Consider the following 24,918-nt stretch of genomic DNA (forward strand, 5'->3'; position numbering starts at 1 on the left):
TCCTTATAAATAATTTCAGGACAATGAAGACATTGTCCTGAAGTTCATAAGATTAATTGTCCCAATAGTGATATTTATTAGAATGGCCTAATGCCCAAGAGCAGTTTCTATAGTTATAAGCTGATTGAAGACCACGACATTTTGTATCACTCGTGTAGTCATTTTCACAATCATAAGAGAAGAATGCCCAATCGCAATCACTACTTATAAAGTTTTTCCATGCTCTAGGATCCCAATGATTATAATATACATGATCTGTATATCGACCATTAAATCGATTACAGTGAACACGGTCGCCAGGATAGTGTCTTTGACCCACTTCAGATTGAATGCTTATATCACCACTTTCTGAATTAACCATTTCACCGTCCATTGCCTGTATAAAGTCTTTGAAGTCAATCGTTTTCACTAAATCTATATTTTGAGGTTTATCTTTCGTATTTTCTATTTTTGTATGAATTTCTTGACCGTTTGCTTTAAATTGAATATCTAATAATTTAGCTTTTTCAGTAATAGCAAATGTCCCGTTAGTAGCTAAATCTACTTCCTTACCATTAACCGTTAGTGATCCGTCCCTTGCAGGGTAGAATTTTTCATAACCAGTTTTCGTACGTTTCCAACCATCTTCTTTTTCCACTTTTTTAAGGAAATCTTTCCCTAAAAGCTTTTTGTCCTCTGAATTAAGATCAATCTTTAGAATAATTCCTGCAGTTCCAGTAACATTTTCATTTTGAGCCTTTACTGAATCTGCATAGGCGCTACCCGGATTTGTCAAACCGGAAAGCATAAAAGAAGTTGATAGTGATGTAGCGAGAATAACACTAGAAACGATTTTTTTAAATCTCATTTCATTCTCCCCCTAAATCAAATTTACAACAATTAACATTTTAAGGAAAATAATGGGATTTTTCAATATTTTTATATTATTAAACTTTATTTCTATTAATTTTTTTAATGGTACCCATCCACTTTACCTGAGCATGTTGGGGAAGCCTCCTAGTCTTTTTCACTTTTTCAGTAAATCAGCAAATTCAGGGATAGGACTTAATGATATGGAATGAGACGATTGGATCTGTAAAAAACAGTCCATAAAATTCAAAGAAAAAAACTGAGCCCAAAAATCATTTTAAAGACTTTTTGGGTCAGTCATTTTTTTGGTTACATATTACTCATTGCTAATAAAATTAATGCAAAGGTACCTACACTAAGAAATACACCGGCAAAAGACATGATTCTTGCTATGCGCTTAAACGATTCTCTTTTAAGAATAACTAACATGGTCATTGAAACGAGGAATATGATTAATCCTAATAGTACTCCACTTGATACAGGAACTGTTAATAATGAAAAGTAAAGGTATCCAATTATTATTGCTACTAATAATCCAAAGAATAAATTTTTCATGTAACCACCTCCACATGAACAAAATTTATACTAAATTTCCAGTAATTTCTTGTGTTGTTAATTGTAACATTTCAAACTTCATAATGAAATATCTTTTTCAAAATTGAGACGTACGCCTTATTTCAATTGTTTACAGGTTTGCTTCTTTAGTTCTAATGAAGGAACTTTAAATCGGAAGGGATTAAGTTTTTTATGGGTTCAACCAATCTTTCTATCCTTTGTCTAACAAGGGGAGTCGATTTCATGGAGTGGAGCAAGTGAAATGTTCAAAGGTATTGACAGATGAATGGTGATTGCTAAAATAAAAATGTCCAATACTTTTGACATTGGTGATGCGATTGAAAAATAAGATTAAAGAAATTCGAAAGAAAATGGGAATTACTCAAGAGCAACTTGCCAAAGAGTGTGGGGTAGTCAGACAAACGATTAGTTGTATTGAGAATAATAAGTATGACCCAACTTTGGAGTTGGCGTTCAAAATATCAGTAATATTAAAGGTAAAGGTAGATGAATTGTTCATTTATGGGGAAATTTAAATCAAATTATATGATCACAATGAAGGATATCGTAAGGGAAGGAAATCCCATTCTACATCAACCAACGAAAGAAGTTATACTACCACTTTCAGAGGAAGATAAAGAAACATTGATTTGCATGATGAATTTCTTAAAAAATAGTCAAGATCCTTCTGTGGCAAAAAAATACAAATTGCGTGCAGGAGTAGGTTTATCAGCGAATCAAATTGGTTTGAATAAGCGTATGTTTGTAGCCTATTTAACAGATGAGAAGGGAATAAAACATGAATATACCCTCATTAATCCGAAAATCATTAGTCATTCAGTATCGATCATATACTTACCACAAGGCGAAGGTTGCCTCTCTGTTGATCGTGAAATAAAAGGGTATGTCCCACGATATGAACGGATAAAAGTGAAAGGCTTTAATTTAGAGGGAGAAGAAATAGTTTTAAAACTCAAAGGATATGCCTCTATTGTTATACAGCATGAGATAGATCATCTAGATGGTATTATGTTTTATGATCGAATGAATAAGGAAAATCCATTCAAATTACCAGAGAACAGTAAAAGTTTATACTAATAATGCCCTTTATCAGAAGGGGCATTCTCTATATTGATTCTTAAAACAATATAGGAAGCCTACTTATATACATTTTTAATGAGTAAGGTCTGTTACATTTACTTTAAATCAAAATTAGAGTAGTTTTCGGAAGGCTTCCTTTCCCCTTTAAAATACTGGGCCAAATCTTTCTACAATCACAAAGTTAATGGATCAAAATCTCAAATTATCATCCTTCAATATAAAGCAATATCGACTGCGGTTAACATATTTAGAATTAGGATCCCTATTTTTAAGAACATTAGAATAATCCCTCCATTGAAAACCCCATATAAAAATTTCTATACCCTATTTCTACTTGAAATGATAAACTCATAAAACCATTTCCGATTGAGTGTAAGTTTGTTCTTCTAGTTTAATTGAGAGAGTAGTTAAGTAACAAAATAGAAGGTAGATAAAACATGGGGAACTATAATCAAGTTATTTATCGTGAAATTCAAAGACCAACTCAAATTTGGATATGGGCATTGGTCCTCTTTTTGGCTTTATTTTCTTGGTACAGTGTGTTTCAGCAAGTTGTAATGGGAATTCCATTTGGAAGTAAGCCAGCTCCCAACACCGTGCTCCTTATATTTTGGATTATTTTTGGCATCATTTTTCCTGTAGTGTTGATAGGGTTTCTAAAACTAATAGTCGAAGTTCGTGTAGATGGGATTTATATTCGTTTTATCCCTTTTCAGTTCCATTATCAAAGATTTTTATATAAGAATATAGTTCATATTGAACAAATAGATTATCATTTTTTTAAATTTGGGGGATGGGGAATTCGTATGAATCTTAAAGGAGAAAAATCTTATACTATGTATGGTAAACAAGGTATAAAGCTGAAATTAAAAAATGAAACAGTAGTGATTGGGACACAAAAACCGGTAGAATTGATCAATGCAATTCATTTTGCAAAAGAGAAACATTAAATCAATCTTTATTATTGTTTCATCGAACGATTACTACTAAGTAGGTGGCATATATCTTTTAAGGAATAAACTTGAATAATTACTGAAATAGACATGAATCGGAAATGGAATTTTATGAAAAATTGTGCTATAATACCTATGTTCGTTCATACTTGCTGGTGTAGCACAGCTGGTAGTGCACTTCACTCGTAATGAAGGGGTCGCAGGTTCGAATCCTGTCACCAGCATTAAAACAGAGGCAACATTCCCTTAAGCCTGAAGGAATTGTTGCCTATTTTAATGATTGCAGTCTACCTACTGATAAGATGAAAAGGCTGCTGTTTTATTTGATGATCTGAATGTAAGTAAGGAAAGTAAAAATTTTGTTCTATCAAATGTCGGGGAATGCCTCGGCATTATTTCTTGTGTTGGCTTACAGTGAACATTCCACCATATTCTTTTTTATTGGGAATTTTTCTATAGGGGTTTTCTTTGGAAAGTATGTTAATATTAAGTTGAGTAAGTTTGTTCTTTGAGTTTGATTTTAACTATCTTTAAGGGGGGTTCTGTATGAATCAAAGTGGGGTGCCTTCCGTGCAGAACAGTGGAAAAGTAGCGATATCTCATACTAGTAGTCGAGCTAGTATGATATTTGATATAAAAGCACTACTGAAGGGAAAAGTGTTAGTGGCAAATGTCCTACCGGTTTTTGCTGGTTTTTGGCTAGCCCTCTATTTTACGGGTTCATCCTTTGCTGACAACTGGGGCATTTTCTGGCTGACGATGATCGGGAGCACCATGATTATAGCTGGGGCTCTTGTGATCAATAACTGGTATGATGTAGATATTGATACGGTTATGGATCGAACGAAGCATCGGCCGACAGTAACGGGGAATTTTTCCTTAAAAACGGTGCTGTGGACAGGGATTATCCTTACAGTCCTAGGGTTTATATTAATGTTCTTTACAAGATTTGAAGCTGTCATTTATTCATTTATCGGATGGTTTACCTATGTTGTTCTTTATACAATGTGGTCTAAACGACGATATACACTTAACACGGTCATTGGCAGTATTTCCGGTGCCGTTACGCCAATGATTGGTTGGACAGCGATCGATTCCGGTTTTCATATCGTTCCGATTATCATGTTTCTCATTTTATTTATTTTTCAAATGCCACATACGTTTGCCGTTGCCATGAAGAAATGTGAAGAATATCGAGCAGCTAAAGTTGCCATGCTTCCGGTCGTACATGGTTTTGAAATGACTAAACGTCAAATGGTTGTCTATATCGCTTGCTTGCTACCATTGCCATTTTATCTTGGTTCTCTCGGAACTACTTTTGTTGCTATTGCAACCATCATGAACATAGGCTGGCTGGTAGTGAGTATCTACGGACTCTTTACGAAAAATGATTTAAAATGGGCACATGTCATGTTCCTTTATTCTGTGAACTATGTCACTCTATTGTTTTTACTTATGATTGTTGTAACATTACCTGTATTTCAGTAATAAATCGTTGCAGTTTAAATAAGTTGGTTCAACAACGATAAAAGCAGTGGATTTTTCAACAGAAATCACACTGCTTTTGTTTATGATTGAACAAATGACCAAATTAGGGGCCATATTTATTACCGCCCCTCATCTATTAACGTTTTAAACCTGCTGCATAGAAAGGACCATTAGCAGTCATGGTGTATAAAATATGAGCCATCTCTTGAGGAGATTCATTTTTATCACTATTCAACCATTGTTGTATAACGCCTAAATGTGCAGATGAAATATAGGAAATGAGGTATTCGATAGGAACTAAGAGATTTTCTTGTTGAATGAATTTATTGTTTTCAAATAATGTTTTCCACATGAATTCTTTCATCTTTGTATGGAATGATAAATCTCCTTTTGGTCCTAATATTGCTTTCATAAACTTTCTATTTCGGTCGATATGTTCAAAAATGGATACTACAAGGGTAACGGGAATCGTTACCGAAGGGTTCGTTTTCTTTTCATTCATGGTTTTGGAAAAGTTCTCTATGATCATATCAGCCAATTCTTGAAAAAACTCATCCTCACATTTGTTAACTAAATCATACTTGTCCTGGTAATAAACATAAAAAGTTCCTCGGTTAATTTTTGCCTTCGTAGTAATCTCTTTTACAGTTAGGGCATCTAAACCTTTTTCTTCAATTAATTCCACCAATGCATTTCTGATAGCTTCTTTCGTCCGAATGACACGTAAATCCGTATTTTTATTACGCATTTTTGCTCCCCCAATCATTATTTAACACATTTGAAGATGTTGTTGGTTATCCGACACAATCAGAATTTTTGATTATTGTAATGATAAATTACGGTTTATTATAATGAATAAAAAGCATTAAAACAACACGTTGTCCGTTTTGTGGAGGAGAATAGATTCATATATAAATTATTATGAGTTGTAATTCGTTTAAATTAGAGGGGGTAGGACTTTGGTGGATATTAAAATTTCAAATGTTAGCAAAAGCTTTGAAAAAAAGGAAGTTATTAAAGATATCACATTTACCATTCCTTCCGGAGAAATATGCTGTTTGCTTGGGCCTTCTGGTTCGGGTAAAACAACATTAATTCGTCTTATGATAGGAGCTATTGCAGCAGATACAGGACACATCCAACTAGCCAATATAAAAATGCCTAATTTGAAAATGTTAAAAAAGATTGGATATATGCCACAGAATGATGCTTTGTATGATGATTTATCGGCAGAATCCAATTTGCGATTTTTTGGAGGACTTTATCAATTAAGTAAAAGTAAATTAGAACAGCGCGTTAAAGAAGTTCTTGAATTAGTAGATTTAACCGAGCATAGAAAGAAATTGATAAGGAATTTTTCTGGTGGGATGAAAAAGCGACTTTCTTTAGCCGCTTCTATTTTACATCAACCAGATGTTTTATTCTTGGATGAACCGACAGTGGGCATTGATCCAGTGTTGCGTCGTACTATTTGGGATCAGTTTCAGGAAATTAAAAAATCAGGAACGACAATTATTGTTTCCACACATGTTATGGATGAAGTAACAGAGTGTGATAAAGCGGCTCTCATTTATAATGGTTCTTTAATTGAATACGATAGTGTAGAAAAATTGCTGAAGAAGACCAATACAGGTCGAGTGGAAGAACTATTCTTAATGGCTTCGAGTAGAGGCGGTGTTGTAAAATGATCCATTTAGCCAAGCGTGTGATCCTTCAAACTTTAAATGATAAACGAAGTGTCATGATGATATTCATTGCACCACTTTTTGCTTTAACTTTAATTTACTTTTTGCTTGGTGATTCAGACTATACAGCGACAGTAGGAATCAATAAAAATGCCATGCCAGCCCCTCTTGTTACAGAGTTGAAAGCACAAGATTTGAAGGTAATATATGTATCGAATGATGATTTCCAACATCCAAAGCAATATTTAAAGGATCATCTTGACGTGGATGCAATCTTTACTATTTCAGAGAATGCCAGTGTAAATATCATCATGTATGAACCATCTAAAAAAAGTGCAAAAGCATTATCTGAAATACAAAAAGCTTTATCTTCCCTAAATCCGTCAGCAAAGATAAATATGTCGTATGTATATGGCGCACAAGACAATTCAACGTTTGAATCCCTTGGATATGTGTTTCTAGGTTTATTCGCATTTTTACTGGTATTTATTATTTCAGGTATGGCACTTGTTAGAGAACGAAGTGGTGGTACATTAGAAAGGTTAATGATGACTCCTATTAAACGAGGAGAGGTTATTCTTGGATATACGTTAGGATATGGAGTATTTGCTATTATTCAAGCCATACTGATTGTTTTCTATTCGTTTTATGTGCTGAATTTACATTCTATTGGAAACATTGGTTGGATTGTTGTTGCCATGGTTTTATTAGCGATTACTGCCGTTTCGTTTGGTGCAATGATTTCTGTGTTCTCTACTTCAGAGTTACAAGTAGTACAACTAATACCATTTACGATTATTCCACAAGTATTCTTTTCAGGATTGATTCCATTAGATTTAATTCCATACCATCTAGGGAATTTGTGTTACCTCATGCCAGTTTTTTATGGTGTAGAAGCTATTAAAAGAGTAATGGTTTACGGTGGAGGATTCCTTCAAATTTGGGGTTATCTTTTTGGGTTGATTGGATACACATTCATCCTTTATATATTGAACACACTAGCATTGAAAAAATTTAGGAAACTTTAATCGTATTCTAATGAAAAGAGCGACAAGTATTATCAATCTTGTCGCTCTTTTTTTGTTTATGTATTTACTACTCCACTTCTATTCGAATAAGGAGAGTTTTTACTAAACTCACTTCAAAAATCTCCTCTTTATTCATTCCTTTCGTTCAAAAGGTAAATCCAGTGATAATGTCGTTATTTTTACATAACCTTTCTCCAAATTTTTATTTTCTACATGTTATAATTTTCAATTTTTTATTCTGGTTTATTTATGTGATTCACTTCACTTCATTGAGAATCATTCCTAATTATTATGTAAGTAAGAAGAACAAACAAAACCAAAAGGGGGATTCTTATATGGAATCAACAAAAGTCAGCCACAAAAAAGCAGAAAACCATGAACCGCTAAAAGGCACATGGATTTCTTGTGGAGTGGTTGGAGGAGTTATTTTAGTTACTTATTTAATCGTTTATGGCTTATATATGGTTCGAGTATAAGGGAGGGGAGTAGAAAATGCATCGTGATGAAAAAATTTGGCTGACGTTAAGCTTCGGAATGATTATGATTTTCATGCTTATCACAGGTTATCAAGCATTTGCATTAGAAATGGGGCCACCAAGTAATATGGAAACGATTGATCCAACGAAGGTTGATCAAACTGCACCATTTGATAAACCAGGTGTAAAACAGGTTGGCGAAAATGAATACGAAGTAGTGATGACATTACAAGCATTTAGCTTTAATCCAAACAAAATTGAAGTGCCAGCAGGATCTACCGTTACTTTTGTATTAACTTCTAAGGATGTAACACATGGATTTCAGATTGCCAACACAAACGTGAATGCAATGGTCCCACCAGGTCACATTCAAAAAATCAAACAGAAATTTGATAAAGCTGGTGAGTATTTAATTCTATGTAATGAGTATTGTGGTGCCGGCCATCAAGTGATGGGCACAACCATTACTGTGAAATAAAGGGGGGAAAGTAAATGGCAACCATAACAGCAAAAACGATAAGAGAAACAGCGAATAAAGCGCTTGGCATTAGTCCAGAAGATGCCAAAATTTCAAAAACATATTTAACGGTAGCCTTTAGCGCCTTACTTCTCGGCGGATTTTTAGGATTGTTGCAAGGGTTGAACCGAGCAGGTCTCTTGGAAATGCCATCATGGCTAAACTATTATCAAGTACTTACTGCGCACGGTGTTTTATTAATACTAGTATTAACAGCATTCTTTATTATCGGTTATTTTTATGCAGGGATGTCACATACTTTAGGAGGTCTTCTTCCTAAAGTGAGAAAGATTGTCTGGACTGGTTTTGTGTCTAAAATGATTGGAATTGTCTTAGTTGTGATTCCGATCCTTATGAATGAAGCATCTGTCATGTATACATTTTACCCGCCAATGGCGGCACATCCTATGTTCTATTTTGGATTAGTATTTGTCGCATTAGGCATTTGGCTGGCTTGTGTAGGATGTTTTATCAATGTAGCAAACTGGAGGAAAAATCATAAAGGTCAGCATGTTCCAATCTTTGCTTATTTTGCTACTGGTGTGTTTGTCCTATTATTCTTCGCACTGATTCCTGTAGCCATTGAAGTATTCATGATCATTCCTTGGGTGCTTGGATGGGTGGATGGAATTAATGTCATGGTTTCCCGTACACTATTCTGGGCATTCGGCCATACATTGGTTAACATCTGGTATTTATCAGCTACTTCTGCTTGGTATGTAGTTGTTCCGAAAATTATTGGCGGAAGACGCTGGAGTGACACATTAACTCGCGTCGTGATTATTGCTTTAGTCGTCATGAACATTACCGGTGGATTCCACCATCAAATTATTGACCCAGGTATTGATGAAGGCATCAAATATATGCACGTATTTATGAGTTTGGCTATTGGTTTCCCTTCATTAATGACAGCTTATGCGATGTTTGCCGTATTTGAAAGAACCGCTAGAAAGAAAGGCGGTAAAGGATTGCTTGGCTGGTATAAAAAACTTCCTTGGGGGGATGTTCGTTTCTTAGCACCATTCATTGCAATGGCAGCCTTCATTCCAGCTGGAGCGGGTGGTATTGTACAAAGTACAAACCAATTAGACCAGGTTGTTCATAATACAATGTGGATTGTTGGACACTTCCACTTAACATTAGGGATGTCTGTTGTTATGACATTCTTTGGAATTACTTATTGGTTAGTTCCATTTATCTCTGGACGTGTGTTAACCCCAAAAATGAACAAATTAGGGATTATTCAAACGATTATCTGGACCATTGGGATGACATTAATGGCAGGAGCCATGCACTGGGTAGGACTATTAGGTTCACCACGTAGAACCTCTTATTCCACTTACTTTGACAATGCCACTGCATTAAGCTGGGATCCATATTTATTTTTCCTAGCGATCGGCGGTACGTTGTTAATTATTGGTGTCATTCTTCAAGTATATGCCGTATTCAATATGATGTTCTTTGCACCTAAAGGTGAAACAGAATTCCCACTAGCAGAAGAAGAAGAAGGGGCAGCAAAAACTCCTTACTGGACAGAGCGTTGGGGTTTATGGATTGTCGTCATGCTGATTGTCGTTTCTATGGCATACGTTATACCATTAACTGAGTTTATCGTAAATGCACCTCCAGGCTCACCTCCATTGAAAACTTGGTAATGAGAAAACAATACTTGCTTAAGGTGTTAGGAATTATTATGCGAATTGGCTAAAAAGCCGTGTTTCGAAATAAATGTTGTTAAACACTTGTTCTAAGAAAAAGAGATAGCTCGTGGGATTGGGCTATCTCTTTCTGCTTCATATTTTTGAAAAATTAGTTGGAAGTGATCATGGTGGTCCAAAAAAAATATACGATTATCTCCCTATCCCTGGTAATGTTATTTGGATTGATTTTGTTCTATATTGGAACTGACGGTTTTACCGCCTATACAGCGGAAACGGCTCGTGTTAATAAATTGGTGAAAGAAAAGCCGAAATTTCCTAATGTGACATTAGAGGATAGTAAAGAGCGGATTTATTCATTTTCTGAATTTGAAAATAAATATGTATTTCTTACATTTTTATATACATCTTGTACAACTGTTTGCCCTCAATTGGAAATGAACATGTCAAAAGTATATGAACTGATTCCAAAAAAGTATTTGGGTAAAGAGATTGTTTTTTTAAGCATTAGCTTTGATCCGGATCGTGATGATCCGGGCACATTGGAAAAATATCGAGGGTATTTTAATAGTGACGGGGAAACCTGGAGGATGGCCAGAATTAAAGACAAATCGGAATTAGAGTCACTGTTGAATGCATTCGGTGTCATTGTTATTCCTGATGATAATGGAACATTTGCTCATAATTCGGCGTTTTATTTAGTTGATAAACAAGGATATCTTATCGATGTGATGGATTACAAGAAGACGGATGAGGCAGCTAAAAAGGTTGTCCGTATTCTTAAAAAGGAAGCGGGGGAGTAGCATGAATCAATCATTTTATGGGCTGCTTTTATTTCTATTTCTGCTGATTCCGCCTGTGGCATCCTTTATGGAATCGATAATGATCATTCATATGCATATGCAAATGCCGATGCTAGTTATTTCCGGATTTTTAATGGCCCAGTTTATTCTAAAACAATTCCCAGCCTTTTTTGAAAAATGGAATCGTAATGGGGTCCCAGGAATCTTATTATTTGTCATTATCATGGTATATTGGATGCTTCCACGGACGATGGATGAATCATTAACTGTTCCAGCAGTGGAGGTTTTTAAATTTATTAGCTTGCCATTTTTGGCTGGAGTTCCTTTAAGGGATAGCTGGAAAAAACTTAGTTCAATAGGAAAAAACATAATTATTATTCTGTTTACGTTATTGTTTATCGGGGTGGGAGCTCTATATATTTGGTCACCTGTACAATTATGTAACAACTATCTGGTCATGGAACAGCTGACTCTCGGTTGGGGGTTTATGACAACAGCCATTTGCATGATTATTTATTTGGTTTATACCTATTTTGTCGACCCTTCTGAATATGTTTAATAAATGTAAGCCTGCTCTTGAAGAAGCAGGCTCTGTTTTTAGAAGAAGAGCATATAGTTTCGACTTTGAGAATTGTCTAGTTATCGCTTTCGGTTGTGCGATGATTATACTGCTCAAGCCTTCCTTGTAGAAACTTTTCAAACTGTGATAAAGGAAACATGATGAGTGAAAGCGAGTCGTTGTTGATTTCCAGGGCGCTTATGCTTTTCTCAATTATCGAGATCTCCCTAGGCGTGATAGAGCAATCCTTCGTAGGGAAGAGCTAGAAAAATCAGCAGGATTTCTACTTTTGATTCGGTCTCTAACAGGATTGTTGCTTGTGGAAGCATTCATATCCATTGGTTCATTTGGATTGGATGACATAGAAACTCCTCCTTTACCTATTAGGGTGTCCATTATTTGTACCTTTATTTTAATGGATTGCTGTCAAGAGAAGAGTGGAACGATTAGGAGCACAGGGAAAGAACCTTCACTTGTTATTTTCAATACTTTTCCAAAAATTACTTTGAAAGGATAGAACCAAATATACTGATACTAATCAAAAACCATTGCACGTTCGTTTTTGATTTGGGAGGTGACTATTGTGGGCACCGGATTATTTGTACTCGTGTTCCTGATATTATTGAATGGATTTTTTGCAGCATCAGAAATGGCACTTGTTTCCTTGAATGATAATAAAATTAAAATGATGGCCGATGGTGGAAATAAAAAAGCAAAACTTGTTCACCAGCTTTTATCCGAACCAAGCCGGTTTTTAGCCACCATTCAAATTGGAATTACATTGGCTGGGTTTCTTGCAAGTGCTTTTGCAGCTGGAAATTTTGCAAGCGCCCTAGCAGAGATGCTTTCCAATCTGGGGATACCGCTCCCGGCCAATATACTTGAAACGTTATCAACGGTCATTATTACATTAATTTTATCCTATTTTACTTTAGTACTTGGAGAACTCGTTCCCAAAAGGTTGGCCTTACAAAAAGCGGAAACCATCTCCTTTTTTGCAGTTAAACCTTTAATCTTACTTTCTAAGCTTACTTATCCATTTGTGAAGCTGTTGACTTTATCAACGAATTTGATTGCTCGGCTCTTTGGATTAGATCCAAATGCAGACGAGGAAGATGTGACAGAGGAAGAAATTCGTATGATGGTGGATGTAGGTCAGGAAAAAGGAACGATCCAAGAAGCGGAAAAGGAAATGATTAATAATATTTTTGAATTTGATAATAAGCATGTTTCAGACATTATGACTCATCGGACCAATATTATTGCTCTCCCCATTGAAACAAGTCTGGAGGAAACGGTTCGAATTGTGAATAATGAAAAATACACTAGAATGCCTGTGTATGAAGAGGATATCGACCATATTATCGGAATTCTTAATGTTAAGGATTTATTTCAATTTCTTGAGAGCGGGGATCGTCATGCATTTAATCTGAGAGAAATGGTTCGTGAACCTTATTTTGTTCTTGAATCCATTCGAATTGACCGTTTATTTAGGGATATGCAAAAAAACAATATCCATATGGCTATTGTTCTGGATGAATACGGTGGAACGGATGGGATTGTTACCATTGAAGACTTAATTGAAGAAATCGTTGGAAATATTTTTGATGAATATGATGAACCGGAGCTAGACGTCATTGAAATTGAAGTGCTAGATCCAAACCATTATATGATGGCAGGGACAACGAGTCTACACGAGGTTGAAGATGTACTTAAAGTTGGTCTGCCAATTCAGGATTATGATACACTTAGCGGATTTATCATCGGTCAACTTGGCTATATTCCCGAGTTCAATGAACGGCCATCTATGGAATATAATGATGTCCTATTTGAAGTTAAAGAAATGGATGACAGACGGATTGAGAGGGTAAAGGTAACTGTTAAAGAAAATGTGGTTGTTGAAGAAGAAAGCACCTAACCAATGAAGGGATTAGGTGCTTTTTTGCAAAACGCTTCTCTGTGGGGAGCTATGTAGAATGAAATGAAAGACAATTATTGTGTTATCATTTTTCTATCGTGATTTTCCATGTATAATATGACCCGCGGCACATTAGATGAAAGTTAGATCGGTTTTGAGGTGATGGAAATGGAGTTGCCAAAGGATTTTCGTAACAAAATGAGAGATCTTTTAAAGGATGAATATGAGGATTTTATGAAAAGTTATGAGGACCACAAAGCTCAGGGTCTGCGGGTAAACACGCTTAAGATAGATATGGAAGAGTTTCAGAAAATGAGTCCGTTTCATCTGGATAAAATTCCTTGGGTAAAAGAGGGGTTTTATTATGGGGACATAGACCGCCCTGGTAAGCATCCTTATCATGAGGCTGGATTGTATTACATTCAGGAGCCGAGTGCAATGGCGGCCGGAGAGTTGGTAGATCCTCAGCCAGGCGAGCGAGTACTGGATTTATGTGCTGCCCCGGGCGGGAAAACGACACATATGGCAGCAAGAATGCAGCAGCAAGGCTTTTTGCTGACGAATGAAATTCATCCAGCACGGGCAAAAATTCTTTCGCAAAACGTGGAGCGGATGGGGATAACCAATGCGGTTGTGACGAATGAAACTCCGGCAAGGCTGGCTGAAAGATTTCCGGGATATTTCGATCGAATTTTAGTCGATGCTCCTTGCTCTGGTGAAGGAATGTTTCGTAAAGATCCGGATGCCTGTGCAGAGTGGAGCCTTGAAAATGTGGCTGTGTGTGCAGGACGACAAATGGATATTCTTGAACATGCTGGAACTATGCTTCGGCCAGGAGGAAGATTGGTTTATTCGACTTGTACTTTTTCACCGGAAGAAAATGAAGGGATTATTAGTCAATTTTTAAAAAAGAACTCGAACTTTGAAGTGGAGGATATTCAGGTTTTTGAAGGATTTGACAGAGGTCGGAGAGACTGGGTGCCGGAAGGTGTGGCAGATTTAGAAAAAACGATAAGAATTTGGCCGCATCATGTTCAAGGTGAGGGTCATTATATTGCTGTTTTACGAAAAACAGACGGAGCGGAGCACGGAAAATGGAAAGGTCCGAAAGTTTTTACAGACAAAAAAACATTGAAAAGCTACTTTCAGTTTGCTGAGGAGAATTTACGAGAAGCTCCAACAGGAGAATTTCTGTTATTCGGAGAACAATTATATTTGCTGCCGGAGGGAATGTTGTCACTAGAGAATCTAAAGGTTGTGCGCCCGGGTTGGCATTTGGGTACGATTAAAAAGAATCGTTTCGAACCTTCTCATGCAATGGCTTTGGCCTTAAAAGGGGAACAGGTGAAGCATAAATGGAACTTGCCGGTAGACTCCCGAGATATTTTGGCCTTTTTAAAGGGAGAATCTTTGGAAGCGGAAGGTCCAAAAGGTTGGTACCTAGTAGAAGTAGATGGATATTCCATTGGTTGGGGAAAACTATCTGACCGTACGTTAAAAAACCATTATCCAAAAGGGCTAAGATGGACAGGGAATTATTAGGATAAAATTCATAGTTTATGTTTTACAAGTAGTGATGTGTATGTTACGATAATCGTAATAGAATATCGATCACATGTTACTGATTCGATCAGGCATGGTGGTAAAATAGAAGGTTTTAGTGCCTTTTATGATACCGCCATGCCTTTTTTATTAGCATTGACTGGAGAATGATCTAGTGTAAACGCATTAGTGGCCTATTGTGTTTCTTTTTCTCGGATGGAACGCACGATCAAGAAAGGCCTCGATACACTAGTTTCTTGATAAATTTCAGAAAAAGATAATTAGGTAAATAGTATTAATATTTTTCTAATAACTATCATTAATATTGGTAAAGGGGTAATTTTTATGTTTAATTTCTTTAAAAAGACAAAAGCAGTAGAAATCCATGCACCGGTAGATGGAAAGATTATTAAGCTAGAGGAGGTGCCAGATCCGGTTTTCGGTCAGAAATTAATTGGTGAAGGCGCTGCCGTCTTGCCATCAGAGAAAGGTCATATATATGCACCAGTCGATGGAAAGATCATACAAGTAGCGCCAACGAAGCATGCAATTGGTATTTTGGCTGAGGATGGAACAGAAATATTAATCCATGTCGGGTTAGAAACCGTATCGTTAAATGGAGAAGGATTTAAACCGGCAGTCACGGTAGGGGAAAAAGTTTCGGTTGGACAATTGCTGCTCGAAGTGGATTGGACTTATATTAAGGCCCATGCTTCTAGCACGGTTACTCCTATTGTAATCACCAATGCCCAGGATGGAAAGAAACAAATTCATGTAACAGAGGAGAAGGAAGGTATTGCCGGTAAGACGGTGATGATCACCGTAAATAAAAAGTAAGCTTCATACCGTACGATGAAGGGGGAGAAGTCCCCCTGTTTTAAGGGGGTGATGAAGGGTCAAAACGATAAAAAGCTTATGCATTGGAAAAATGATTTTATCTGTTTCACTTTTTTGTATACGTCTATATGAATAGGGGGTAATGAAAATGATGAAGTATCTCCAAAGGCTTGGCCGATCCTTAATGCTGCCAGTCGCTGTTTTGCCAGCTGCCGCTATTTTGATGGGGATTGGTTACTGGATTGACCCTTCAGGTTGGGGGGCAGAGAGTCCACTTGCTGCATTCCTTATTAAAGCCGGTGATTCAATTATTGGAAATATTCCTATCCTGTTTGCAGTCGGTGTTGCATTAGGGATGTCCAAGGAAAAAGATGGTTCTTCGGCATTGAGCGGTCTTGTTGCCTATCTCGTGGTAACGACATTACTGTCAACCGGTACAGTGGCATTGTTGGAAGGTATAAAACCAGAAGAGGTGGATCCTGCTTTTGGGAAAATTGGAAACGCTTTCGTTGGTATTCTTTCGGGGATTGTTGCTTCGATAATGTACAATCGCTTTAGCCATGTGAAATTGCCGGATGCGCTGGCCTTTTTTAGTGGCAAACGTTTAGTGCCAATTATGACAGCCGTTTCAATGTTGGTGGTATCTGCCATATTGTTCTTTATTTGGCCTGTGATTTATACTGCATTAGTATCTTTTGGTAAGGGAATCAGTGAATTAGGAGCTGCAGGTGCAGGATTATATGGCTTCTTTAACCGTCTTCTAATCCCAACTGGATTGCATCATGCCTTGAACTCTGTGTTTTGGTTTGATGTGGCAGGAATTAATGATATTGGTAACTTCTGGTCCGGTAATGGAGAAAAGGGTGTTACCGGTATGTATCAAGCAGGCTTCTTCCCTGTCATGATGTTCGGTTTGCCTGCAGCCGGTTTGGCGATGTATCATACGGCTAAAACGAAGAAGAAAAAGCAAGTAGCATCTTTAATGATGGCTGCTGGTTTTGCTGCCTTCTTTACAGGTGTTACAGAGCCAATTGAATTTGCGTTTATGTTCGTTGCACCGGTTCTTTATATTGTGCACGCTATTTTAACTGGTATTTCTTTATTTGTTGCAGCCACTTTCCATTGGACCGCAGGTTTTGGTTTTAGTGCGGGTTTCATTGACTTTTTCTTAAGTTCAAGGCTACCATTGGCCAATTCTCCATATATGCTTTTAGTTCAGGGGCTTATTTTTGCAGTAATTTACTATTTCTTATTCCGATTTATTATTACAAAGTTTAACTTGATGACACCTGGACGTGAAGAAGATGAAGAAGAATTGGCAGAAGCTGGTCCTTCAGGCGAGAGTAAATTTGCAGTTATGGCTAAACAAATCTATGAAGGATTGGGCGGGGACGATAATGTAGTTTCTGTCGACAACTGTGTGACTCGTTTGCGTTTGGAAGTGAAGGATATGAATAAGGTTGACAAGAATAAAATTAAAGCAGCAGGGGTACATGGGATTAATGTTGTCGGCGAACATAGCATTCAGGTCATTGTTGGCACCAATGTTCAGTTTGTTGCTGATGAAGTAATGAAAATCCGGAATAAATAATAATTGTTTGTAATAAAAACGCTTGGGATCCCGTTTTATGTAAGGCCCAAGCGTTTTTTATTGAAGATGTTGTAGTTGGTTTGCGTTTTTTGGATTTACCGTTACTTTATTCGTAGTCGTTCAATATGAAGGGTTATATATCCTAGTTCATGTTCGGGTAAGAGCATCTGATAATGGTGTAAGAGTTCTGTTGCTATTTGTTGGGCACATTCATAGGAAGCAGGAAATTTTAATTTTATCATTTTTAACATTTCTTCATCCATGGTGTGCTGCTGTTTGTCATTAATCCGTAATAGGGCAAAGCGTAAGTGGGTAATCAGCCGTTGATAGGAAAGATCCTCTTCATTCATTTCCATTTTTAGATGGTCCCGGATTGTTTGTATCATATGGCTAAGGATTGCTGTTTGTCTGAGTGTCTGTTTCATATCACCGCTCTTTAGTTTGGCAGTATGAATATGTAATGCGATATAACCAGCTTCGTCAATAGGGAACGTAATGTTCATCTTTTTTTCCATATGTTTGATGGCCCACAGGCCGATGTTAAATTCGTTCTTGTACAGTATTTTAATTTCTTGCAGAAGTTTGTTTTTTACATATATTCCATCCCGAATTCTTTCAATGGCAAAAGATAAGTGATCGGTTAGTGCAATATGAATATGTTCACTTAGTTTGGTTCCGAGAGATTGCTCGGCATAGGTGATAATTTCTTCTGAAAGGGCAAAATGTTCTTCGGGTATTTGAAGAAGTAGTTGATGGAATCTTTCATTTTCTTTAAGTACAAACAGCTTTTCGATTTTATTTGGATTGACAATGTCATTTTTCTTTTTTTGAAAAGCGATTCCGCTCCCGATAGCGATCTTTTCTTCCTTTTGATCAATAATGACTACGGCATTATTATTTAGGATTTGTTTGATTTTCAGAGGAATCCAACTCCTTGTTTGTCCCTGTAGAGTATATGTTGTGAATATGCCTTATGCATGTTTTTTAGGTAAAAAAATTGGTTAAAAAGAAAATTCGACATGTTTTTTGTTTTTCCTCCTTTTTCATTGCCGGTTTTTGATACACTGATAGGGAAGCTTATATTTCTGAAAAAATAGGTGTAATAGGAGCAACGATGAAAGAACATTATTATGACAAATTGTTAAATATTAAAACAAAAGAAAAGCAGCAGGGTTTTCATAAGTCTTTGCAATACCATCGCTATGAACCAACGCCCTATAGTGCTCTTGAGGAGCTTTTTCGTCATTATGAGCTAAAAAGCAGTGATCGGGTGGTGGATTTTGGGTGTGGGAAAGGAAGATTAAATTTTTATATCCACTACTTTTTCCATTCAGAGGTTATCGGGGTTGAGATGGATGAAGCGCTTTACGAAAAAGCCATGGCAAACCTTGAACGATATATCCGAAAAACGAAAAATCGGAAAGAAAAGATCCAGTTTCAATGCTGTTTAGCAGAAGAATACTTGATAAACCCATTGGATAATCGTTTTTATTTCTTTAATCCTTTTTCTATCCAAGTGTTTAGAAAAGTGATCAACAATATCCTACGATCTGTGGAACAATATCAACGACAAATTGACGTTGTCCTGTACTATCCTTCTGAAGACTATATTTATTACTTAGAAAATGACACCGCCTTCGAACTGAAAATGGAAGTAAAAATACCCGTCATCTACAAAAATAATCCCAATGAACGTTTTTTAATATATCGACTAGGGGAATAGTGGTAGGACTGTCAGCGCTATTCAGGAATAGGTGGGATTGGTTGATGGAAAGGGGAATATTAAATGGATTATAGTCATCGTATTGAAGAGCTGGATTATCTGCGGGGATTTGCCCTGCTTGGAATTGTTTTGGTGAATATTCTACCTTTACTAGAGTTGGGGATGCCAAAAGCTGGTTCACTGGATGCGGCTTATTGGCGTTTCTTATACCTTTTTGTGGAGGGGCGCTTTTATACGATTTTTACCTTTTTGTTTGGGGTAGGGTTTTCTATTTTTATGACAAGGGCCAATCAAAAAGGGATGAATGGGGGTGTCCTCTTTTTAAGGAGGATCGTAGCCCTATTTCTTTTTGGGTTAGTACATGTAAAGTTTCATCCGGGGGAAGCGTTAACGGTTTATGCAGTATGTGGCTTACTTTTGCTGCCTTTCTATAAGGTTAACAAAGTGATGAACCTCTTTCTTGGCCTGTTGATGTTCATCATTTTTAGTGTGTTTTCTTTTAAGTTATTTATGGTCATTCCTATTATGTTATTGGGAATCTCTGCGGGACAGTTTCGCTTGTTTGAAAAATTATTTGAAAAGAAAAAAGGAATCGCTGTATTTACAGGAATTATGTTTGTACTAAGCATTGCGGGACTGTTGTATCAATACCAGTATGCTCCTTTTATTATTGAAGATAGGTTGTATATGGAATTTGTTAGGATCGGAATCATCATTGGTCCTATTGTTTCAGCATTTTATGTAGGAGTATTGGTTCTTCTCTTGCAGTATCGATTTATTCAGAAGTGGTTATCTCCATTAAAAAGTTATGGTCGAATGGCATTGACAAATTATATGATGCAAACGGTTATTATTCTAGTAGTTGGTAATCAACTCCATTTAATTGGTAACATTTCATGCATTCATTCATTTTTGATCTGTTTAATCATTTATGTGATTCAATTGTCTTTCAGTGTCCTTTGGCTGCGATATTATCATTACGGACCATTAGAATGGATCTGGAGGGTGATCACCTATCTTCAGATTCCTCCTTTACGTAAGCAAATGAATGCCCATGGTGATAGACTTTCAAGGGAGTAGACTCTAAAGCGGCGTGGAATCGCCGCTTTTTTATTTCTTTTAAAACGGTATAAGAATATAGACCTAGGTTTATTGAATCATATTGAAAATAATTCTCATTCTTAGTTGACGAGGTAAATATTGGTGTTATAATAAATATCGGAAGGAGTTGATAATGATTATCAGTGTCAAAGAATTAATAGAACAGTAGAAATTTTATTTTTTATAATTTGATGATAATGATTATCATTTTCTGTATCTAGCTTTTTAGTAGGGTGGATAAAGAATATTTCCTCAAAAAGAAAGCTAGATAAATAGAAATGTTTGGAGACAGACATGAAAAAACGATTTTTAATACCTGTATTAATAGTATTATCTGGAATTTCATTATTTGTTGGTGTTAGTAGCATTACACCATTAGATTTACTGGATTTTCAATCAGAGGAAACTCAAATTTTTTTAATTAGCAGGCTGCCACGGCTTATCTCCATTTTGCTTGCCGGTGCGGGAATGAGTATTGCCGGTTTGATCATGCAGCAGCTGAGCCGAAATAAATTTGTCTCACCGACAACGGCTGGAACGCTGGATGCTACAAAGCTTGGAATTCTAGTAGCAATGCTGATGTTTGCTGATACAACAATGATGGAAAAAATGGCAGTAGCTTTTGTCTTTTCTTTGGCAGGGACGCTCTTATTTATGCAAATACTTGATCGTATTAAGTTTAAAGACGCTATTTTTATTCCACTCATTGGGCTGATGTTTGGGAATATTTTATCCTCGGTCACTACCTTTTTTGCCTATCGGGCCGACTTGATTCAAAATATGTCCGCCTGGTTACAAGGTGATTTTTCTGCAGTGATGAAGGGTAGATATGAGTTGTTATACATAAGTGTTCCGATTGTCATTATTGCCTATCTTTATGCGAATCGTTTTACGGTTGCGGGGATGGGAGAAGATTTTTCTAAAAATCTTGGGCTTCGGTATCGTAGGATTGTGAACATCGGATTAATTCTTGTTGCCCTTATTACGGTAACAGTCGTTTTAACAGTAGGGGTTATCCCATTTCTTGGCTTAATCATTCCGAACGTTATCTCCATTTTTAAAGGCGATCATTTACAAAAAACGTTGCCGCATACGGCGCTTCTCGGGGCAATATTCCTTCTGGTTTGCGATGTCTTGGGACGGGTGATCATCTATCCGTATGAGATTTCGATCAGTCTAATGGTCGGCATAATTGGAAGCGGAATCTTCCTATATTTACTATTCCGGAGGAGAGCCCATGCGTAATTTGTTAAAAATAATCATCCTCGTTTTGATCGCTGCGGGATGCTGTGCTTTATATTTATTTCATGATTTAAAGGGAAGCTTTGACTATGCCTTGCCAAGGCGGGTTGTAAAAGTAGTGGCTATGGTTATTACTGGCTTTACGATTGCTTATGCAACCGTTGTTTTTCAAACGATCACACATAACCGGATTTTGACACCTAGTATCATGGGGTTGGATGCACTTTATTTGCTACTGCAAACGATTATTATTTTCTTCTTGGGGTCCGATCATATCATTGTGACGAATAAGCAATTAAACTTTTTGATTTCTTTGGTTGCAATGATTGTATTTGCTCTCTTACTCTATCGGTTCCTATTTAAAAAAGGCAGACAGCAAATTTATTTCTTGTTGCTCGTTGGAATTATCGTCGGGACGTTTTTTTCGAGCATTTCGACATTTTTCCAAGTGCTGATTGATCCGAATGAGTTTCAAATTGTTCAAGACCGTATGTTTGCAAGCTTTAATAATATCAATCCTGATTTAGTCTGGCTGTCACTTGTGATTGTCGGAGGTGCCATCATTTATGCTTGGCGGTACATCACGTATTTGGATGTTTTATCGCTTGGACGTGAGGTCGCGATCAATTTGGGCGTACCCTATGATTCTATTGTTAGACAAATGCTGATTATTGTTGCCATCTTTATTTCCATTTCAACGGCTCTTGTCGGGCCAATTACCTTCTTTGGTTTGATTGTAGCCAACTTGTCGTATCAATTTTTCAAAACGTATAAACATAAAACATTGATTACTGGTGCGATTGTGTTAAGTATAATCGCCTTAGTTGGAGGGCAATGGGTGGTTGAGAGGATCTTTACTTTCTCAACAACTCTAAGCGTCATTATTAATTTTGTTGGCGGTGTATACTTCATCTATTTATTGTTAAAGGAGAGAAAAGCGGCATGATTCAAGTGAAGTCACTGTCCAAATTTTATGGAAAAAAAGCGGTTGTCGAGGATGTGTCTGTCACGATTCAGCCACGAAAAATTACTTCCTTCATCGGTCCGAATGGGGCCGGGAAATCAACCTTGTTGTCCATGGTCAGCCGGCTCTTAGATGCGGATACGGGAGAAGTACTGATTGATAACACCAATGTTAAAAAAATGAAATCTAATGACTTTGCCAAGAGAGTTTCGATTCTGAAGCAGTCCAATTATATGAATGTCCGTCTCACGATTCGAGAGCTTGTGTCGTTCGGCCGTTTTCCTTACTCAAAAGGCCGATTGACGGAAGAGGATGAACGGATAGTGGATCAATCACTTGAATATATGCACTTGTCCGATCTACAGCATAGATATTTAGATGAATTGTCAGGAGGCCAGCGCCAACGTGCATTTATTGCGATGGTTATCGCACAGGACACTGAGTATATTTTACTCGATGAACCTTTGAATAATCTGGATATGAAGCATTCGGTTCAGATTATGAAGATTTTACGCCGATTGGTGGATGATCTTGGTAAAACAGTGGTCATCGTTCTCCATGATATCAACTTTGCTTCAGTCTATTCTGACTGGATTATCGCGTTAAAAGACGGCAGGGTAGTGAAGGATGGTCCGACCGAAGAAATCATTCAATCGTCAGCATTAAAGGAAATATATGATATGGATATTCCAATTCAGGATATGGGTAACTGCCGTATATGTGTGTATTTTAATTCTTAAATATTTTGAAATGGTTAAGTAAGTAAACTAACATACAAATTTTTAAGGAGAGAATTGTAATGAAGAAGTGGAGTTTACTAGGAATTATTTTTTCTATCATTCTCGTATTAGCCGCATGTGGTGGGGCTAAGGAGACATCTCAGCAAGAAAAGTCTTCCGGTAGTAAAGGGAGTGAAACAACGGAAGCAAAAGAAGTGACGATCCAACATAAATTTGGGGAAGTAGTTGTTAAGAAAAATCCTGAAAAAGTAGTAGTTTTTGACTTTGGTGTCTTAGATACCCTAGATGAATTAGGGGTAGAGGTTGCAGGTGTTCCACAAGCGATGATTCCAAGCTATCTGGAAAAATATGCAGATAAAAAATATACGAATGTCGGAAGCTTGAAAGAGCCTGACTTTGAAGCTATTCATGCGTTACAGCCAGATGTCATTTTTATCTCTGCACGTCAAGCTGAATTATATGATCAATTCGCAGAGATTGCTCCAACTGTCTTTATTGAATTAGACTTTACAAAATATATGGAATCTTTCGAGAAAAATATGAACTTAATTGGTCAAATCTTTGGAAAAGAAGAGAAAGTAGCTAGTGAACTAAAAGAAATTAAAGCTAACATTGAAAAGTTAAATAAAAAAGCTACATCTGCCAATCAAAAAGGTTTAATTGTATTAACAAATGAAGGAAAAGTTAGTGCGTTTGGTCCAAATTCTCGTTATGGTTTTGTTCATGATGTATTTGGATTCGGTGCAGTGGATAAAGATATTGAAGTTTCAACACATGGCCAAGTGGTAACATTCGAGTATATTATGGAGAAAAATCCAGATGTATTGTTTGTTATCGACCGTAATGTAGCCGTTGGTGGCGAAGCAGGTGCGAAAAAGACAATTGAAAACGAGCTAGTACAAAAAACCAATGCATATAAAAACAACAAAATTGTTTACTTAGATGCAAATACTTGGTATTTAAGTGGCGGTGGATTAAAATCTATTAAATTAATGGCAGAAGAAATTGAAGCAGCCCTATAAGAGTACAGGCCAGGCATGTAGCCTGGCTCTTCTTGTATGTTGATTGGCTACAGTGTAGTGACATTTTAAAGTGAAAAAAACACGGAGGGATTTTCATGTTTTATCAAATTAAGAGGATTGTTGTAAAAGAAGGATTTGCCAACCAAGTGGTAGAGCGATTTTCAAAGCGAGGTGGACTATTGGAACAGCAAGCTGGTTTTATTGATAAACAAGTTTTGGTGAAAAAGGTGCGTCGCGGTGATGAGGAAGTGATGGTCGTAGTTCGCTGGGAGTCTGAAGAAGACTGGAAAAACTGGGAGATGAGTCCTGAACATATTGCTGGTCATAAGGCAAGACGTGGAGTCCCTAAACCAGAATATATTCTCGAATCGAGCCAAGATCTTTACTATACAGCAAATAGTGAAGGATAGAACCTATAAAAGATTTCTAAGGAATTAGTAGGTTTTTTTAGACGATGAGGGCAAAGTTGAAAAATAGGAATTATTCATTGAAATAGTGGTCAAAAGCTTGGAAGTTCATAATTCCAAGCTTTTAATTTATAAGATGCTTGGTCCCATTGATTGTGT

The 24,918-nt window shown here is 36.8% G+C and carries 27 protein-coding genes and 1 tRNA gene; 23 read left to right on the forward strand and 5 right to left on the reverse strand.

What is annotated here, in order from left to right; all coding sequences use genetic code 11:
• Positions 1 to 52: 52 nt before the first annotated feature.
• Both G4Z05_RS02710 and G4Z05_RS02715 read right to left on the reverse strand, forming a co-directional pair.
• Positions 53 to 847, reverse strand: a complete 795-nt coding sequence (locus G4Z05_RS02710) for a hypothetical protein (protein ID WP_163250354.1) — start codon at positions 845 to 847, stop codon at positions 53 to 55.
• 311 nt (positions 848 to 1,158) lie between these two features.
• Positions 1,159 to 1,404, reverse strand: a complete 246-nt coding sequence (locus G4Z05_RS02715) for a hypothetical protein (protein WP_163250355.1) — start codon at positions 1,402 to 1,404, stop codon at positions 1,159 to 1,161.
• A gap of 338 nt (positions 1,405 to 1,742) precedes the next feature.
• Here G4Z05_RS02715 and G4Z05_RS02720 point away from each other — a divergent pair, with 338 nt between their 5' ends.
• The 5 genes from G4Z05_RS02720 (at position 1,743) to cyoE (ending at position 4,946) form a co-directional block, all read left to right on the forward strand.
• On the forward strand, positions 1,743 to 1,940 hold the full coding sequence (locus tag G4Z05_RS02720; protein WP_163250356.1) for a helix-turn-helix transcriptional regulator: 198 nt from the start codon (positions 1,743 to 1,745) through the stop codon (positions 1,938 to 1,940).
• Positions 1,927 to 2,502, forward strand: coding sequence for a peptide deformylase (gene def, locus G4Z05_RS02725; protein WP_163250503.1), 576 nt, complete (start codon positions 1,927 to 1,929; stop codon positions 2,500 to 2,502). Before G4Z05_RS02720 ends, def begins: the two co-directional genes overlap by 14 nt.
• Before the next feature lie 440 nt (positions 2,503 to 2,942).
• On the forward strand, positions 2,943 to 3,455 hold the full coding sequence (locus tag G4Z05_RS02730) for a DUF6141 family protein (protein ID WP_163250357.1): 513 nt from the start codon (positions 2,943 to 2,945) through the stop codon (positions 3,453 to 3,455).
• 154 nt (positions 3,456 to 3,609) lie between these two features.
• Positions 3,610 to 3,682, forward strand: a tRNA-Thr gene (locus tag G4Z05_RS02735).
• A 322-nt stretch (positions 3,683 to 4,004) separates the two neighbouring features.
• Entirely contained in the window at positions 4,005 to 4,946 is a 942-nt protein-coding gene (gene cyoE / locus G4Z05_RS02740) for a heme o synthase (protein ID WP_163250358.1), read from the forward strand.
• A gap of 136 nt (positions 4,947 to 5,082) precedes the next feature.
• On the opposite strand, the gene G4Z05_RS02745 is transcribed toward cyoE, so the two are convergent.
• Complete coding sequence (locus G4Z05_RS02745; RefSeq protein ID WP_163250359.1) at positions 5,083 to 5,694, reverse strand: TetR/AcrR family transcriptional regulator; 612 nt, start codon at positions 5,692 to 5,694, stop codon at positions 5,083 to 5,085.
• A 214-nt stretch (positions 5,695 to 5,908) separates the two neighbouring features.
• Between G4Z05_RS02745 and G4Z05_RS02750 the strand changes: the two genes are divergently transcribed.
• The 7 genes from G4Z05_RS02750 to G4Z05_RS02780 all read left to right on the forward strand — a co-directional run bounded on the left by G4Z05_RS02750 (position 5,909) and on the right by G4Z05_RS02780 (position 11,672).
• Positions 5,909 to 6,634, forward strand: coding sequence for an ABC transporter ATP-binding protein (locus tag G4Z05_RS02750; RefSeq protein WP_163250360.1), 726 nt, complete (start codon positions 5,909 to 5,911; stop codon positions 6,632 to 6,634).
• On the forward strand, positions 6,631 to 7,659 hold the full coding sequence (locus G4Z05_RS02755) for an ABC transporter permease (RefSeq protein WP_163250361.1): 1,029 nt from the start codon (positions 6,631 to 6,633) through the stop codon (positions 7,657 to 7,659). The genes G4Z05_RS02750 and G4Z05_RS02755 overlap by 4 nt, the downstream gene beginning before the upstream one ends.
• Positions 7,660 to 7,994: 335 nt before the next feature.
• On the forward strand, positions 7,995 to 8,135 hold the full coding sequence (locus G4Z05_RS02760; RefSeq protein ID WP_163250362.1) for a cytochrome c oxidase subunit 2A: 141 nt from the start codon (positions 7,995 to 7,997) through the stop codon (positions 8,133 to 8,135).
• Between the two features lie 16 nt (positions 8,136 to 8,151).
• Positions 8,152 to 8,613, forward strand: coding sequence for a cytochrome c oxidase subunit II (locus tag G4Z05_RS02765; protein ID WP_163250363.1), 462 nt, complete (start codon positions 8,152 to 8,154; stop codon positions 8,611 to 8,613).
• Between the two features lie 14 nt (positions 8,614 to 8,627).
• Positions 8,628 to 10,307, forward strand: a complete 1,680-nt coding sequence (locus G4Z05_RS02770; RefSeq protein WP_163250364.1) for a cbb3-type cytochrome c oxidase subunit I — start codon at positions 8,628 to 8,630, stop codon at positions 10,305 to 10,307.
• 215 nt (positions 10,308 to 10,522) lie between these two features.
• Positions 10,523 to 11,113: an SCO family protein gene (locus G4Z05_RS02775; protein WP_420872898.1), complete on the forward strand. Its 591-nt coding sequence runs from the start codon at positions 10,523 to 10,525 to the stop codon at positions 11,111 to 11,113.
• 1 nt (position 11,114) lies between these two features.
• Positions 11,115 to 11,672 (forward strand): hypothetical protein, encoded by a 558-nt coding sequence (locus tag G4Z05_RS02780; RefSeq protein WP_163250366.1) that lies wholly within the window; start codon positions 11,115 to 11,117, stop codon positions 11,670 to 11,672.
• 213 nt (positions 11,673 to 11,885) lie between these two features.
• Here G4Z05_RS02780 and G4Z05_RS02785 read toward each other — a convergent pair whose 3' ends face one another.
• Positions 11,886 to 12,035, reverse strand: a complete 150-nt coding sequence (locus G4Z05_RS02785) for a hypothetical protein (protein WP_163250367.1) — start codon at positions 12,033 to 12,035, stop codon at positions 11,886 to 11,888.
• Between the two features lie 220 nt (positions 12,036 to 12,255).
• Between G4Z05_RS02785 and G4Z05_RS02790 the strand changes: the two genes are divergently transcribed.
• From G4Z05_RS02790 to nagE, 4 genes are all read left to right on the forward strand, one after another.
• Entirely contained in the window at positions 12,256 to 13,590 is a 1,335-nt protein-coding gene (locus tag G4Z05_RS02790; RefSeq protein WP_163250368.1) for a CNNM domain-containing protein, read from the forward strand.
• A 168-nt stretch (positions 13,591 to 13,758) separates the two neighbouring features.
• On the forward strand, positions 13,759 to 15,132 hold the full coding sequence (locus G4Z05_RS02795) for an RsmF rRNA methyltransferase first C-terminal domain-containing protein (RefSeq protein WP_163250369.1): 1,374 nt from the start codon (positions 13,759 to 13,761) through the stop codon (positions 15,130 to 15,132).
• A 345-nt stretch (positions 15,133 to 15,477) separates the two neighbouring features.
• Positions 15,478 to 15,969 (forward strand): PTS sugar transporter subunit IIA, encoded by a 492-nt coding sequence (locus tag G4Z05_RS02800; protein WP_163250370.1) that lies wholly within the window; start codon positions 15,478 to 15,480, stop codon positions 15,967 to 15,969.
• A 148-nt stretch (positions 15,970 to 16,117) separates the two neighbouring features.
• Positions 16,118 to 17,560, forward strand: coding sequence for an N-acetylglucosamine-specific PTS transporter subunit IIBC (gene nagE, locus G4Z05_RS02805; protein ID WP_163250371.1), 1,443 nt, complete (start codon positions 16,118 to 16,120; stop codon positions 17,558 to 17,560).
• Between the two features lie 101 nt (positions 17,561 to 17,661).
• Here nagE and G4Z05_RS02810 read toward each other — a convergent pair whose 3' ends face one another.
• Complete coding sequence (locus tag G4Z05_RS02810) at positions 17,662 to 18,528, reverse strand: PRD domain-containing protein (RefSeq protein WP_327989672.1); 867 nt, start codon at positions 18,526 to 18,528, stop codon at positions 17,662 to 17,664.
• A 146-nt stretch (positions 18,529 to 18,674) separates the two neighbouring features.
• Here G4Z05_RS02810 and G4Z05_RS02815 point away from each other — a divergent pair, with 146 nt between their 5' ends.
• The 7 genes from G4Z05_RS02815 (at position 18,675) to G4Z05_RS02845 (ending at position 24,762) form a co-directional block, all read left to right on the forward strand.
• Positions 18,675 to 19,283 (forward strand): class I SAM-dependent methyltransferase, encoded by a 609-nt coding sequence (locus G4Z05_RS02815; protein ID WP_163250372.1) that lies wholly within the window; start codon positions 18,675 to 18,677, stop codon positions 19,281 to 19,283.
• A gap of 63 nt (positions 19,284 to 19,346) precedes the next feature.
• On the forward strand, positions 19,347 to 20,363 hold the full coding sequence (locus G4Z05_RS02820) for a DUF418 domain-containing protein (protein ID WP_163250373.1): 1,017 nt from the start codon (positions 19,347 to 19,349) through the stop codon (positions 20,361 to 20,363).
• A 315-nt stretch (positions 20,364 to 20,678) separates the two neighbouring features.
• On the forward strand, positions 20,679 to 21,629 hold the full coding sequence (locus G4Z05_RS02825; protein WP_163250374.1) for an ABC transporter permease: 951 nt from the start codon (positions 20,679 to 20,681) through the stop codon (positions 21,627 to 21,629).
• A complete protein-coding gene (locus G4Z05_RS02830) occupies positions 21,622 to 22,572 on the forward strand; it encodes an iron chelate uptake ABC transporter family permease subunit (RefSeq protein ID WP_163250375.1) in 951 nt (316 codons plus the stop codon). The genes G4Z05_RS02825 and G4Z05_RS02830 overlap by 8 nt, the downstream gene beginning before the upstream one ends.
• Positions 22,569 to 23,330, forward strand: coding sequence for an iron ABC transporter ATP-binding protein (locus G4Z05_RS02835; protein WP_163250376.1), 762 nt, complete (start codon positions 22,569 to 22,571; stop codon positions 23,328 to 23,330). Before G4Z05_RS02830 ends, G4Z05_RS02835 begins: the two co-directional genes overlap by 4 nt.
• 59 nt (positions 23,331 to 23,389) lie before the next feature.
• Entirely contained in the window at positions 23,390 to 24,352 is a 963-nt protein-coding gene (locus G4Z05_RS02840) for a siderophore ABC transporter substrate-binding protein (RefSeq protein ID WP_163250377.1), read from the forward strand.
• A gap of 95 nt (positions 24,353 to 24,447) precedes the next feature.
• A complete protein-coding gene (locus G4Z05_RS02845; RefSeq protein WP_163250378.1) occupies positions 24,448 to 24,762 on the forward strand; it encodes an antibiotic biosynthesis monooxygenase family protein in 315 nt (104 codons plus the stop codon).
• Positions 24,763 to 24,918 lie beyond the last annotated feature (156 nt).

Source organism: Neobacillus thermocopriae (genome assembly GCF_010975035.1).
GTDB classification, from domain to species: domain Bacteria; phylum Bacillota; class Bacilli; order Bacillales; family Cytobacillaceae; genus Neobacillus; species Neobacillus thermocopriae.

Excerpts from the sequence above, each read along its gene's own strand:
- G4Z05_RS02710 (WP_163250354.1), bottom strand. The coding sequence starts at position 847 with ATGAGATTTAAAAAAATCGTTTCTAGTGTTATTCTCGCTACATCACTA.
- G4Z05_RS02715 (WP_163250355.1), bottom strand. The coding sequence starts at position 1,404 with ATGAAAAATTTATTCTTTGGATTATTAGTAGCAATAATAATTGGATAC.
- def (WP_163250503.1), top strand. The coding sequence starts at position 1,927 with ATGGGGAAATTTAAATCAAATTATATGATCACAATGAAGGATATCGTA.
- G4Z05_RS02730 (WP_163250357.1), top strand. The coding sequence starts at position 2,943 with ATGGGGAACTATAATCAAGTTATTTATCGTGAAATTCAAAGACCAACT.
- cyoE (WP_163250358.1), top strand. The coding sequence starts at position 4,005 with ATGAATCAAAGTGGGGTGCCTTCCGTGCAGAACAGTGGAAAAGTAGCG.
- G4Z05_RS02745 (WP_163250359.1), bottom strand. The coding sequence starts at position 5,694 with ATGCGTAATAAAAATACGGATTTACGTGTCATTCGGACGAAAGAAGCT.
- G4Z05_RS02755 (WP_163250361.1), top strand. The coding sequence starts at position 6,631 with ATGATCCATTTAGCCAAGCGTGTGATCCTTCAAACTTTAAATGATAAA.
- G4Z05_RS02760 (WP_163250362.1), top strand. The coding sequence starts at position 7,995 with ATGGAATCAACAAAAGTCAGCCACAAAAAAGCAGAAAACCATGAACCG.
- G4Z05_RS02765 (WP_163250363.1), top strand. The coding sequence starts at position 8,152 with ATGCATCGTGATGAAAAAATTTGGCTGACGTTAAGCTTCGGAATGATT.
- G4Z05_RS02770 (WP_163250364.1), top strand. The coding sequence starts at position 8,628 with ATGGCAACCATAACAGCAAAAACGATAAGAGAAACAGCGAATAAAGCG.
- G4Z05_RS02775 (WP_420872898.1), top strand. The coding sequence starts at position 10,523 with ATGTTATTTGGATTGATTTTGTTCTATATTGGAACTGACGGTTTTACC.
- G4Z05_RS02780 (WP_163250366.1), top strand. The coding sequence starts at position 11,115 with ATGAATCAATCATTTTATGGGCTGCTTTTATTTCTATTTCTGCTGATT.
- G4Z05_RS02785 (WP_163250367.1), bottom strand. The coding sequence starts at position 12,035 with ATGTCATCCAATCCAAATGAACCAATGGATATGAATGCTTCCACAAGC.
- G4Z05_RS02795 (WP_163250369.1), top strand. The coding sequence starts at position 13,759 with ATGGAGTTGCCAAAGGATTTTCGTAACAAAATGAGAGATCTTTTAAAG.
- G4Z05_RS02800 (WP_163250370.1), top strand. The coding sequence starts at position 15,478 with ATGTTTAATTTCTTTAAAAAGACAAAAGCAGTAGAAATCCATGCACCG.
- nagE (WP_163250371.1), top strand. The coding sequence starts at position 16,118 with ATGATGAAGTATCTCCAAAGGCTTGGCCGATCCTTAATGCTGCCAGTC.
- G4Z05_RS02815 (WP_163250372.1), top strand. The coding sequence starts at position 18,675 with ATGAAAGAACATTATTATGACAAATTGTTAAATATTAAAACAAAAGAA.
- G4Z05_RS02820 (WP_163250373.1), top strand. The coding sequence starts at position 19,347 with ATGGATTATAGTCATCGTATTGAAGAGCTGGATTATCTGCGGGGATTT.
- G4Z05_RS02825 (WP_163250374.1), top strand. The coding sequence starts at position 20,679 with ATGAAAAAACGATTTTTAATACCTGTATTAATAGTATTATCTGGAATT.
- G4Z05_RS02830 (WP_163250375.1), top strand. The coding sequence starts at position 21,622 with ATGCGTAATTTGTTAAAAATAATCATCCTCGTTTTGATCGCTGCGGGA.
- G4Z05_RS02835 (WP_163250376.1), top strand. The coding sequence starts at position 22,569 with ATGATTCAAGTGAAGTCACTGTCCAAATTTTATGGAAAAAAAGCGGTT.
- G4Z05_RS02840 (WP_163250377.1), top strand. The coding sequence starts at position 23,390 with ATGAAGAAGTGGAGTTTACTAGGAATTATTTTTTCTATCATTCTCGTA.
- G4Z05_RS02845 (WP_163250378.1), top strand. The coding sequence starts at position 24,448 with ATGTTTTATCAAATTAAGAGGATTGTTGTAAAAGAAGGATTTGCCAAC.